General features: G+C 45.2%; 15 protein-coding genes. 9 read left to right on the top strand and 6 right to left on the bottom strand.

The annotated features are described in order from the left end of the window. The coding region (locus Q0314_RS09385; protein WP_298058500.1) for a hypothetical protein at positions 1 to 396 on the bottom strand (396 nt) is incomplete at its 3' end. Between the two features lie 214 nt (positions 397 to 610). On the opposite strand from Q0314_RS09385, the gene Q0314_RS09380 reads away from it, so the two are divergent. The 3 genes from Q0314_RS09380 (at position 611) to Q0314_RS09370 (ending at position 2152) form a co-directional block, all read left to right on the top strand. Continuing rightward, on the top strand, positions 611 to 1222 hold the full coding sequence (locus Q0314_RS09380; protein WP_298058498.1) for a TRIC cation channel family protein: 612 nt from the start codon (positions 611 to 613) through the stop codon (positions 1220 to 1222). Between the two features lie 155 nt (positions 1223 to 1377). Next, positions 1378 to 1614, top strand: a complete 237-nt coding sequence (locus Q0314_RS09375; protein WP_298058496.1) for a DUF1963 domain-containing protein — start codon at positions 1378 to 1380, stop codon at positions 1612 to 1614. Between the two features lie 211 nt (positions 1615 to 1825). Further along, positions 1826 to 2152: a DUF1963 domain-containing protein gene (locus Q0314_RS09370; protein ID WP_298058495.1), complete on the top strand. Its 327-nt coding sequence runs from the start codon at positions 1826 to 1828 to the stop codon at positions 2150 to 2152. 134 nt (positions 2153 to 2286) lie between these two features. On the opposite strand, the gene acpS is transcribed toward Q0314_RS09370, so the two are convergent. Together acpS and fliL are read right to left on the bottom strand one after the other, a co-directional pair. Further along, on the bottom strand, positions 2287 to 2640 hold the full coding sequence (gene acpS / locus Q0314_RS09365) for a holo-ACP synthase (RefSeq protein WP_298058492.1): 354 nt from the start codon (positions 2638 to 2640) through the stop codon (positions 2287 to 2289). Beyond that, positions 2637 to 3170, bottom strand: coding sequence for a flagellar basal body-associated protein FliL (gene fliL / locus Q0314_RS09360; RefSeq protein ID WP_298058491.1), 534 nt, complete (start codon positions 3168 to 3170; stop codon positions 2637 to 2639). Before fliL ends, acpS begins: the two co-directional genes overlap by 4 nt. Positions 3171 to 3230: 60 nt before the next feature. On the opposite strand from fliL, the gene ybaK reads away from it, so the two are divergent. The 5 genes from ybaK (at position 3231) to Q0314_RS09335 (ending at position 8259) form a co-directional block, all read left to right on the top strand. Beyond that, positions 3231 to 3704 carry a Cys-tRNA(Pro) deacylase gene (ybaK, locus tag Q0314_RS09355; RefSeq protein ID WP_298058490.1) on the top strand — a complete coding sequence of 158 codons (474 nt, stop codon included), beginning with the start codon at positions 3231 to 3233 and terminating at the stop codon, positions 3702 to 3704. A 67-nt stretch (positions 3705 to 3771) separates the two neighbouring features. Further along, complete coding sequence (locus Q0314_RS09350; protein WP_298058488.1) at positions 3772 to 5172, top strand: phosphomannomutase/phosphoglucomutase; 1401 nt, start codon at positions 3772 to 3774, stop codon at positions 5170 to 5172. 2 nt (positions 5173 to 5174) lie between these two features. Continuing rightward, a complete protein-coding gene (locus tag Q0314_RS09345; RefSeq protein WP_298058487.1) occupies positions 5175 to 6518 on the top strand; it encodes a mannose-1-phosphate guanylyltransferase/mannose-6-phosphate isomerase in 1344 nt (447 codons plus the stop codon). 11 nt (positions 6519 to 6529) lie between these two features. After that, positions 6530 to 7651, top strand: coding sequence for a glycosyltransferase family 4 protein (locus tag Q0314_RS09340; protein ID WP_298058485.1), 1122 nt, complete (start codon positions 6530 to 6532; stop codon positions 7649 to 7651). Beyond that, positions 7648 to 8259, top strand: coding sequence for a sugar transferase (locus Q0314_RS09335; RefSeq protein WP_298058484.1), 612 nt, complete (start codon positions 7648 to 7650; stop codon positions 8257 to 8259). Before Q0314_RS09340 ends, Q0314_RS09335 begins: the two co-directional genes overlap by 4 nt. A 40-nt stretch (positions 8260 to 8299) precedes the next feature. On the opposite strand, the gene Q0314_RS09330 is transcribed toward Q0314_RS09335, so the two are convergent. From Q0314_RS09330 to radA, 3 genes are all read right to left on the bottom strand, one after another. Beyond that, positions 8300 to 9250, bottom strand: coding sequence for an acyltransferase (locus tag Q0314_RS09330; protein WP_298058483.1), 951 nt, complete (start codon positions 9248 to 9250; stop codon positions 8300 to 8302). A 364-nt stretch (positions 9251 to 9614) separates the two neighbouring features. Next, a complete protein-coding gene (locus tag Q0314_RS09325) occupies positions 9615 to 9869 on the bottom strand; it encodes a hypothetical protein (RefSeq protein ID WP_298058481.1) in 255 nt (84 codons plus the stop codon). 46 nt (positions 9870 to 9915) lie between these two features. After that, positions 9916 to 11256: a DNA repair protein RadA gene (gene radA / locus Q0314_RS09320; protein ID WP_298058479.1), complete on the bottom strand. Its 1341-nt coding sequence runs from the start codon at positions 11254 to 11256 to the stop codon at positions 9916 to 9918. 174 nt (positions 11257 to 11430) lie between these two features. On the opposite strand from radA, the gene Q0314_RS09315 reads away from it, so the two are divergent. Next, a partial coding sequence (locus Q0314_RS09315) for a branched-chain amino acid transport system II carrier protein (RefSeq protein ID WP_298058477.1) occupies positions 11431 to 11738 on the top strand: 308 nt, incomplete at its 3' end.

Genomic DNA, 11738 nt, shown 5'->3' with positions numbered 1-11738 from the left:
CTGAGAATCAACATTTTCAGCAATGTCGCTTGCTGCGGTGCTAGCGAATGTCTTGGTATTTTTGGGAGTTTGACTTGACGCTAAGTCGCCGTATGTTGTGGTTACGCTTGATATATGGCCGCCTTCTGTAAACGCAACCTTGCTCAGGCTTACGCCGTCCGAGCTAACCGAGCCGCCGCTGCCGTCAGACACTGTTTCTTTTGCGTCTAGCGATGCTTGCCGTGAGGCAATGATATCGGCCACTATAGTCTCGTCTTCAAGGTTTTCTTTTGCCGTTATGCTTTGATCTAATAGCAAAGTATCTTCGTCTGTTACGACTACGTCTTTATCGCTATTTTGCGGTATGACGATAGCGTCTTTTTCGACGCTTTTTATGATACTTGCTTCGGCCGGCACGACTATCCTTTACTTTAAAATTTGCGCTATTATAATGTTTTTTCTATTTTTTGTATATTGTACTTGAGTGCAGGTGCGGTTTTGTTTTTTAAATTTGCAATCGTAAAATCGCAAACGTAATGAAAATAGGCGCTTTTGTTTGGCATTTCGTTTAAATTTATCCATTTTTTTATTTTAAAAATGTAAAATCTCGTTTAAAAACTTAAGGTTAAAAATGACTGCGCTCCTCGTCGCCGAATACATCGGCATCGCCTCGGCAGCCACGAGCGGATTTATCTTCGCGGTTAAGCGCGACTGCGACTGGCTGGGTATCTTTATCGCTGCGCTTCTAACCGCACTTGGAGGCGGATTTATGCGCGACGCTATCGTCTCGCGCCCGCCGTATTCGTTTACGCACTACGCTCCGTGCATCATCGTGATGGCGATGCTCTTTCTCTCGGCGTTTTTGCGCCTGCACAAGCGAAGCGATATCGAGAAAAAATTCCTTTTCGTCACCACCGACGCCGTGGATCTCGTGAGCTTTTCTATCGTTGGAGCGATCGTGGCGCTACAGTTTGGTTATAACGTCTTTGGCGTCGTGCTGCTCGCGCTTTGCAACGGCGTAGGCGGCGGCATGATACGCGACGTGCTGTTTAACGAGATCCCTTGGTGCCTAAAAACCGGGCTTTACGCGACGGTTAGCATCGTCGTGGGGCTGATTTATTTTGCGATGGATTACGCGGGATTTACGAGCGTATTTTGGGTGATGGGGCTTTTTGCGTTTGGTATCGCGTTTAGGCTTGCGGCATATTACCTTGGCTGGCATTTACCGACATTGCAGAAGTAAAATTTGCCTAATTTTTTGCCGCGATGGGCTAAAATTTAGAATTTGCGGGTAGCCTTAAAGGGGGAAATATGAATTTGCAAAATTTACGCTCAAAATATTAAGAATACGGACTCGGACGCATATTTGAGGAGATAAAAAGTTATGCTAAAAATGCGGTGGAAATTTCGCTAAAAGCAAGCGACGATCAGCAAATACCGATAGGCGCGTCAAAATTCGGCGGATCGCCCGATCTACCGCGGAGCGAGCCGTGGCCCGTAAATGAGCAAACCGGCAAGCCGCTTCATTTTGTAGCGCAGATAAATTTTAGCGAAGTTTCGGAGTTTGATACCCAGAGCGAGTTGCCGAGTCGCGGCATGCTCTATCTATTTTATGATTGCGCCTGGATACCGTAGGGATACGATCCAAAAGACGACGCTTTTACAAAAGGTGATTTATGCGGAGGATACGAGCTAGCTGGAACGCAAAGTCGCGCCGTTTGAAAACAACGAAGCGTTTGCGGCGACTTCTTTAAAATTTGCAAATACGACCGAGTTGCCGGATTTGGAGAGCGATTTGGTCGGCGACACCTAGATGAGCGATGACGAAATCGACGCGTATTGGTAGATGGCGGATGATTTTTGTGAGCGGAGCAATAAAATTTTAGGACATTCGGACAATATCCAAGGCGGCATGGAGCTAGAGTGCGAGCTTGTGACAAACGGCTTTTATTGCGGCGGCGATGAGGATTATAGCGGGCCGAAGTTTGAAAAAATGCGGCAAAATATCGGCGAGTGGACGCTACTACTACAAATCGTCAGTAACGACGAAAATGAGATGATGTGGTGCGATTGCGGTAAAATTTATCTGTGGATCAGAAAAAGCGATCTACGCGAGAGGAAATTTGATAAAAGCTGGCAGTGCTACAGTGCGATTAAATTTGCGGCCTTATAGGATCAAATTTGAGGATTGCTGTGCTAAATCGGCACGAACTAAAAACACTCAAATTTGGCTTTCGTTTGCTGGATAAAAAGACAGAGCCGACGATGGTTGTTAAAATTTAGTAAAACAGAGTCAAATTTAAAAGCCTAATCCGCTTTTTGCAGTATCGCTGCAGCTATCGCGAATCCGCCGTCGTGGCTAATCGTGATTTGAGCGCCTTTTACGTTAAAATTTTTAATGATTTTTTCTGAAAATTTTACTTTAGGCGCATTTTTGTCGTCTTTGTAAATTTGAGCGTCAAAAAACGAAAACTCGGCCGAGATCCCGCAGCCAAGAGCCTTGCTGATAGCTTCTTTAGCTGCGAAAAATCCTGCTATCGTAGCATCCGTTTTTGCGATACTTATCTCTTCGTCGCTTAAAAAATATCTCAAAAAATCCTCGCCTCGCCACTCTTTAAGTTTAGAGATTCGTGAAATCGCTACGATATCTATGCCGATCATTGCACCACAAAGTCGGTAAAGTAGATGTTTTTTATGTGACCGTCGGCCAAAACCTCGTTTAGGCGGTCGACTATCTCGTCTTTTAGGCGGTTTTTGCCTTTTTGAGTGCTTACCTCTTCGTACGTTTTAGACGAGAGTGTAGATACGACGATATCCCTTATTAGCGGCTTTTTCTTATCGATTTCAGGCGTTAACGTATCGGCGCTAAGCTCTAGATCAACCTTCGTTTTTAGGTATCTTGAGCCGCTTTCGCTAAGTAAATTTACGATAAACTGATCGAGCGGATAAACCGGGCCCATATTTACATAATCGTTTGATCGCTTGCCCGCCGTATTTTTAGGCGTTGAAGCTTGAACCTGCTCGGTTTGCGCCTGCACTGCTTGCGCTTGCGCGGTATCTTCGCTATTTCCCATTAGTAAAAACGCTAGCAATCCGCCGACTACCAAAAGAAGCAACAAAATAACGATGATGATGACGAGAACCAGCCCGTTTCCCTTTTTGCTTTGATTTTCCAAAATGTCTTCAGCCATTCATTCTCCTTAAAATTTTAGCTATAATTATATCTTAAATTTTTGAAAAATGAGAAGGCAATGGTACATAAAACAAATGCCGCGAGGTTTCTAGACGGCAAACATATCCCCTACGAGCTAGTCGAATACGAAGTGGACGAAAGCGATCTGAGCGCCGTTCACGTAGCTGCCGTTTGCGGCGAGCAAATAGAAAAAATATATAAAACCATCGTCTGCGAATGCGAGCCTAAAGGCTACGTCGTAGCGTGCATACAGGGCGATTTGAGCTTAAATTTAAAGGCTCTAGCTAGACTAAGCGGACATAAAAAATGCGAACTTTTAAACTTAAGAGAGCTTGAAAAAGTGACGGGCTACATCCGCGGCGGCTGCTCGCCCATAGCGATGAAAAAGGCGTTTGAGACGTTTTTTGACGAGAGGATTTTAAAGCAAGACTACGTCTACGTAAGCGCCGGCGTGCGCGGAAAACAGATAAAAATCGCGCCGAAAAGCTTAATAGAAGCCATCAACGCAAAGCTTGGAGACGTCGCCGTTTAGTAAAATTTAACCCAAAAATGCTAAAATACGCCGTCTTAAAGTAAAATAAATTTATAAAGGTAAAATTTTGATAGACGAAATTTTTAGAGAATACGATATACGCGGCATTTACGAGCGCGATCTAAATGAAATCAGCGTCAAAGCGATCGGGTTAAATTTGGGTCGAGAGATGCTACGCCGAGGCGCAAAAAACGTTAGCGTAGGATATGACGCTAGACTAAGCGCGGGCGAGATTTTTGGCTGGCTAGTTAGCGGGCTAAATTTAGCTGGGATCAAAGTCTATGATATCGGCTTGTTACCGACTCCGGTTGGCTATTTTAGCGTGTTTTCAGACAAATTTGACGCAAATATAATGATAACCGGCTCTCATAATCCAAAAGAGTACAACGGCTTTAAAATCACGATTTTTAAGGATAGTTACTTCGGTGAGGATTTGCAAAAGTTAAAAACCGCCGTACTAGCGGACATCGCGGCAAAAACGCAAATCCCCGATGATTTGAGAGCCGAGAAATTCGACATCGCGACGCCTTATAAAAATTTTCTTATAGGGCAGTTTGCACATCTAAAAGCCTTACCGCTTAAAATCGTCATCGACTGCGCAAACGGCGCGGTCGGCGCGGTTCTGCCCGAAATTTGCGAGGCGTTAAATTTAGACGCTCAAATTTTATACCCAGAGCCCGACGGCAACTTCCCAAACCATCATCCAGACCCTAGCGAGGAGAAAAATTTAAGCGATCTAAAGGCCGCGCTCAAGGGCAAATTTGATATAGGATTTGGCTTTGACGGCGACGGCGACCGTATCGCGGTTTTAACAAAAAAACGCAACATAAAAGGCGACGAGCTAGCCTATCTATATAGCCTCGCGATGAAAAATCCGCGCGTGCTGGGCGAGGTCAAATGCTCGCAAAATATGTACGACGAGATCGACGCTCACGGCGGTAAAAGCTTCATGGGTAAGACCGGCCACAGTAACATCAAAAAGGCGATGAAGGAGCTAAATATCGACATGGCGGCCGAGGTGAGCGGGCATATTTTCTTTAAGGAGCGGTATTTTGGCTTTGACGACGCGACGTATGCGATGTTTCGCGCGCTAGAGCTGGTCGCAAAGGGCTTTAACCTTGACGGCGAGCTAGATAAACTGCCAAAAGTCTTTAGCACCGACGAGATCAAGGTAAAAACGACCGACGCACAAAAATTTAAGCTTGTGGCAAAGCTAAAAGAGGTTTTGGTTGAAATTTACGAAAATGGCGACGCGCAAAATTTGCTAGCAGGCCTAGGTAAAATAGCCGAAATCATCGACATAGACGGCGTTAGAGTGAGATTTGAGGACGGTAGCTGGGCGCTAGTACGAGCCTCAAATACGACGCCTGTTATCGTTACGAGATTTGAGACCAAGGATCAAAATTTACTGGTGCGGCTTCAAGAAACATTTTTAAATTTGGTCGAAAATTTAAAGCAAAAGGCGTAAAAATGACAAACGTTATACTTTGCGGAGGTTCGGGCACGAGACTTTGGCCGTTGTCGCGAACGCTAATGCCAAAGCAATTCATTAGGCTTTTTAACGGAAAATCGCTCTTTGACCTTACGCTTAGACGCAACGTGCACGCGCAAAAAACGATCATCGTTTGCAACGAGGCGCACTACTTTTTGGCGCTTGACGAATGCGGAAATAAAAAAATAGACAAATTTATCCTCGAGCCATTTGGTAAAAACACCGCCGCGGCGATCACGTTTGCAGCGCTTTGCTGCGATGAAGACGAAATTTTGCTCGTCACTCCGAGCGATCATTTGATCGAGAAGGAGGCCGAATACAAAAAGGCTCTTTTAATCGCGCAAAGCTATGCAAATCAGGGTTTTTTGGTGACGTTTGGTATAAAACCTAACGAACCAAACACGGGCTACGGCTACATCAAGGCCGATAAAAACGGCGACGTAGAGCGATTTATCGAAAAGCCTAACCTCGAAACCGCGACGAAATTTATAAAAGAGGGCGGATATTACTTTAATAGCGGCATGTTTTGCTTTAAGGCGGGCGTGTTTTTGGGCGAGATGAAAAAGTACGCGCCAAGTATCGTAAAAGACGTGACGGCGGCGATAGAGGGCTCGGCAAACGAGCCTTGCCTGCTAAAAATAAGTCCGAATTTTATGGATAAGATCGAGGATATCAGTATCGACTACGCCCTAATGCAAAAAAGCTTAAATATCAAAATGGTGCCGCTGGATGCGGGCTGGAGCGATATGGGCAGCTTTGACGAGCTGAGTAAAAAGATAAAAAACGAGGGCGAGTCGCTACAAATCGGCGCGAGCGAAAATTTCATCCTAACTAAAAAACCGACCGCACTAGTAGACGTGCAAAATTTGCTCGTAGTAGACACCAAAGACGCACTTTTGATCGCTAAAAAAGGTAGCTCACAAAAGGTAAAAGAGGTTTATAAGCACTTTTCAAATTCATTGCCTGAAATTTGCGAAACGCACACGAGCGTATATCGTCCGTGGGGCAGCTATGAGGTGCTGGGCGAGGGTAGCGGCTACAAGATGAAAAAGATCGTGGTTAAGCCCGGCAAAAGGCTGAGTCTGCAAAAGCACTTTAAGCGAAACGAGCACTGGGTCGTCGTCGAGGGCGAGGCGCTAGTAACCATAGATGATAGTGAGATGCAGATAAAACGAAACGAGTCGATATATATAAAAAGCGGGCAGATTCACCGGCTGGAAAATACGGCAAACTCCGATCTCATCGTTATAGAAGTGCAAACGGGCGAGTATCTGGGCGAGGACGATATAGTTCGTATCAGCGACGACTACGATAGAAAGTAGCGGCGGAGCGGATGAAAAAAGCTCTGGTTTGCGACTGGCTAGAAACCTATGCCGGAGCTGAGCGTTGCGTGCAGAGTTTTACGGATATTTGGGATGATTTTGAGGTTTTTAGCCTTGTTGATTACCTTAAATTTGACGATAGACAAAAGATTTTAAATGGCAAATTCGCTCGAACCAGTTTTATTCAAAATTTACCGTTTGCAAAGAGTAAATTTAGGAGCTATCTGCCGCTTTTTCCGCTAGCGATAGAGCAGTTTGATCTGAGCAAATTCGACGTCGTGCTGTCTAGTTCGCACGCCGTGGCAAAGGGCGCTTTGACACATTCAAACCAGCTTCATATAAGCTACGTACACACTCCGATGCGCTACGCTTGGGATATGTATTTTGACTATTTGCGCCAAAACGGACTAGAGCGCGGGCTAAAAGCGGTGCTAGCTAGATATTTTTTACATAAAATTCGCCTGTGGGATATCGCCGTGGCAAACAGAGCCGACGTTTACGTCGCAAATTCAAATTTTATCGCTCGCCGTATACATAAAATTTACAGCAAAGATGCCGCCGTGATCTACCCGCCTGTCGATACCGCAAATTTTAAATTAAACGAAAATAAAGAGGACTTTTACGTCACGGTTTCAAGGATGGTGCCTTATAAAAAGATCGATTTAATCGTGCGCGCCTTTAACGAAAGCGGCAAAAAGCTAGTCGTAGTGGGTGACGGCGAGCAGATGAATGAAATCAAAAATATCGCTAAAAGCAATGTTGAAATTTTAGGTTTTCAAAGCGCACGTGAGACTGCGGAGCTGATGGGTAAGGCAAAAGCCTTCGTCTTTGCTGCCGTGGAGGATTTTGGTATAGCGCCCGTGGAAGCTCAGGCCTGCGGGACTCCAGTCATCTGCCTGGGTAAGGGCGGTGCGAAAGAGAGCGTGATAGACGGCGTCACGGGCGTTTATTTTAGCGAGCAAAGCAAAACTAGCCTAAACGAAGCGGTGGTAAAATTTGAAAAAATAAGAGACAAATTTGATCCGCAAGCGATCAGGCAAAATGCGCTAAAATTTTCAAAAGAGCGCTTTGAGCGAGAGATAAAGGAGCTCGTGGAGAGTAGTTACGAGAGATTTTTAGAGGGCGAGCTATGAGTCTGCGCTCTAAAATTTTGCTAAAAGCCGTGATCGATTACGTCATCGTTGTCGCTACTGCGCCGATTTGGCTTACGGTCGTCGCCGTTATAGCAGCAGTCATAAAGATAAATGAGCCTGGTGAGAGCATCTTTTTTAAACAAAAGCGAATAGGGCGCTTCGGCAAGCCGTTTAGCTGCTATAAATTTAGATCTATGCATAAAAATTGGCGTAAAATTTTAGACGATTATCTTGCGCAAAATCCCGCAGAGGCTGAGCATTTTGCCAAATTTCACAAATACGAATTTGATCCGCGCATAACAAAAGTCGGCGGATTTATCAGGCGTACTTCGCTTGATGAGCTACCGCAGCTTTTTAACGTCCTTAGGCTTGAGATGAGTTTGGTCGGACCGCGTCCGTATATGTTTTACGAAAAAAGGCAAATCGGCAAAAACTTAGGCAAGATAACAAGGGTCAGGCCGGGGCTTACCGGGCTTTGGCAGGTGAGCGGCAGGAATGAAATTTCATTTGACGAGCGTGTGAAAATGGAGTGTGCATACGTTGATAATCTTTCGATTTTTAGGGATTTTTTGATACTTTTTCGTACGATTTTCGTGGTTTTAAAATAAATTTTACTCGCAGTATTTTTCATACCTTTTTTGGTTGACTTTAAGCTTGCTTTCTAAATCTTATTTTGTTTATCTTTTGTTCAATAAGATAGAAATTTACGAATCCAAACACGACCGAACCGGCCGTCACGAAGGCTAAATTTACGCCCCTCAGCCAAAATTCGCTGAGCCAAATAAAAAGAAAATGGCTGATAAAAATAGCGTATGAAAGCGAGCCTGCGATATCGTTAAATTTAAGCTTAATTTTAAACCTCTCATGCGCTAGAACGATGGCTACGCCGATCAAGTATCCAAGCATCGTCTCTGCGCCAAAAGCGCTAAATTTGTGCGAGTAAAAAAGATAGCCTCCCAGCGCCGCTACCGCCGCGTAAAAAACGGCGAGCTTGCCAAGCTCTTTTTGATAGATCAAAAATCCCGTGTAAAACATAAAAAATACGCCGCAAACAAGCCTGTATCCGTAAATGTCGGCGTTTATAAAGCCTAAATTTGCCGCTACGTAAACTCCTAGCGAACCAAGGGCTAGAGCGTAGCCCAGCCGTCTAAATTTGATCGCGAGTACGAGCAGGGCATACGCCTGAAGCTCGGCTCCTAGCGACCAAGCCGGCGGTATAAGGAAATTTAGCCCAACAGGCGCGTCTATGACGGAAACGTCGAGCCAAAAAAAGTAGTTTAGCGGCGCGATGAGAGCATTTAGAAGTAAATTTTTCACGCTAAAATTTGGATGCAAATAAGATGTCGCGCAAAAAAACAGTATCGTGAGTGCAAACGCGAAGAAAAACGCGGGATAAATGCGCAAAAATCTATCTTTTATAAAGTAGCTTATTTGTGCGTTTTGCGGCGCGATTTTGATAAAAACCTTTGATGTAACCAGCCCTGCTAGGATATAAAAAATCACGACGGCAAAGACGCCTATATTTTTCCCCGCCAGTCCTATACCAACGTGCGATAGTAGCACGAAATACGCTAAAATAAATCTAATATAACCAAACATTTTGTTCCTAATTTTTGCTTTTTACGGCATTTTTTGGCTGCAACTAACCTGATTTTGCGGCGCGATTTATTTTTTCGTAAATTTTGCCGCCTTGCTCTTTTGGAGCGCGACCGTTGTAGCCTACCAAAAATGACGCCTTTTGCCGAGCTTTTCTACGCAAAGGCGATTGTTGCCTTTTTTAGCCGGATAGCTATGTAAAATTCGCCGTCCGTATTTGCATTTTGCCCAAGTATGCATAAAATTTAAACATCTTAAGTTTTGCCATTTTTGCGTTTATTTCGGTTTTGATTTTACCGTAAATTTGAGCATTTTAGGCTTTTGTATCGGCTTTAAATTTTGGAGCAATTTTAAAGCCGCGACGAATTTAAAAATCTCCGCTTTCGCCGAATTTAACGCTAGAGCCTAAAATTTTGCAAACCAAGTCTAAAATTTCTAAATTTACCTCTAGCGCGTATTCGTCGATAACCTTAAAAACTTCTTGCCTTACGTCTAAGCAGCTATCTACGTGAGTTTTTGCGTATGTTTCGCTAGCGATTTTAGCTAGCGTAAAAGTATCTATATCTTTTTGCCTCATCGCTGTTTTTAACGTTTTTGAGAGTTTCCATTTTAGATTTTCCATATTTTTCCTTCAGCATTTTTACGGTGCGGGTTTTGGTGCGCAAAATTTACATCCACTCCAAAACCTGTGTGATATCGCCCGCGACGAAGCATTTTAGCCCTTGTGCGTCAAGCGGTTTGCTTGGCACGATCGCGTTTTTAAATTTCTGCGTTTTGGCTTCTTTTAGGCGCTGATCGAGGTTAAATATCTCGCGAATCTCGCCGTTTAGGCTAAGCTCGCCCATAAATACGCTCTCTTTGCTGATCGGACGGTTTTTAAAGCTGGAGATGATCGCCGCGACTACGGCTAGATCGGCCGCCGTTTCGCCGATCTTGACGCCGCCGCTCACGTTTATAAAAACATCGTAGTGGCCCAGCGGGATCTCTAATTTTCGCTCAAGTAGCGCTAGCAGCATATCCAGGCGGTTTTTATCAAAGCCTGTGGAGCTGCGTTTAGGATACGCGCTCTCGCACACGAGCGCCTGGATCTCGACGCTAAGCGCGCGAGAGCCCTCCATTGTGATAGTGATTGCCGAGCCGCTAGTAGCCTTGCCTCGCGTGAAAAATTTGCCCGCAACGTCATTGGCGCTGATGAGTCCGTTTTCGCTCATCTCGAAAATCCCCACTTCGCTAGTCGAACCGAAGCGGTTTTTAAAACCCCGCAGCATACGCAGCTCGCGGCTGGAGTCCCCCTCAAAATAAAGCACCACGTCCACCATATGTTCCAAAATTCGCGGCCCCGCGATCGAGCCGTCTTTCGTGATATGGCCGATGATAAAGACGCAGATATTTTCGTTTTTGGCTAGGCGCATGAGCTCGAAGGTGATCTCGCGCACCTGCGATACGGAGCCCGGTGCCGAGGCGATTTTTTCGCTGTAGAGGGTCTGTATGGAGTCGATGACTAGGATTTTATACTCGTTTTTGCGCACTTCGGCTAGGATGTTTTCGAGTAAAATTTCCGTGAGTAAAAACAGCCCGTCTTTGACCGCGTCAAGGCGCTGGGCGCGCATTTTGATCTGGCTCGCGCTCTCTTCGCCGCTTACATACAGCGTCTTTTTGCCTTGGGCGGCGAAATTTGACGCGATTTTTAGCAGCAAGGTGCTCTTGCCGATGCCGGGGCTTCCGCCGATCAGCACCAGCGAGCCCTCCACGACGCCGCCGCCAAGGACTAAGTCTAGTTCGCTATTTTGCGTGCTGATGCGCGTGACTTTTTCTATTTCAACCTCGCTGATTTGCTTTGCGAGGCTGGGTTTTGCGGTGCTTTTTGATATCTCTTTTAGCGTTTCGATCTGCTGCGCGTTAAGCTCTAAAAAGCTATCCCAAGCCCCGCACTGAGGGCATTTGCCGACCCATTTGCTCTGCTGATTGCCGCAGGCTTGACACTCAAATACGGTTTTAGTTTTCGCCATTTTTTTCCTTTGCGCGATTATACTTTAAAATGTTTAAATTTTACTCCGACTGCGTTGTTAAATTTCAAATCGAAACACGCAAGCGCGAAAAATCGGCGAATTTAACTAAAATCAACGAAAATTCAACTTCATCCAAATACAATTTGTCAAATTTAAATCCGAAACGGAGCGAAAATGAAACAAAATCTTAGCAGAAATCAGTTTTTAGTCATCTCGCTCACGCTTTTTGCGATGTTTTTCGGCGCGGGGAACTTCATCTTTCCGCCGAATTTGGGGCGAGAAGCTGGGCAGAATTTTTACGTCGCGATCATGTTTTTTTGCGCCACGGCAGTGCTTTTGCCGGTGCTTGGCGTCGCAGCGATCGCTAGAGCAAAAGGGCTTCAGAGCCTAGTGCGCCGCATAGACCCCGTGTTTGCGGTACTTTTTACCGCGCTTTTATATCTCACGATCGGGCCGCTTTTTGCCATACCTCGCGCGGCAAA

The organism is uncultured Campylobacter sp., from assembly GCF_938040115.1.
Lineage (GTDB): Bacteria > Campylobacterota > Campylobacteria > Campylobacterales > Campylobacteraceae > Campylobacter_A.
The sequence above is the reverse complement of the archived record's forward strand: the minus strand, read 5'-3'. Positions and strand labels throughout refer to the sequence as shown.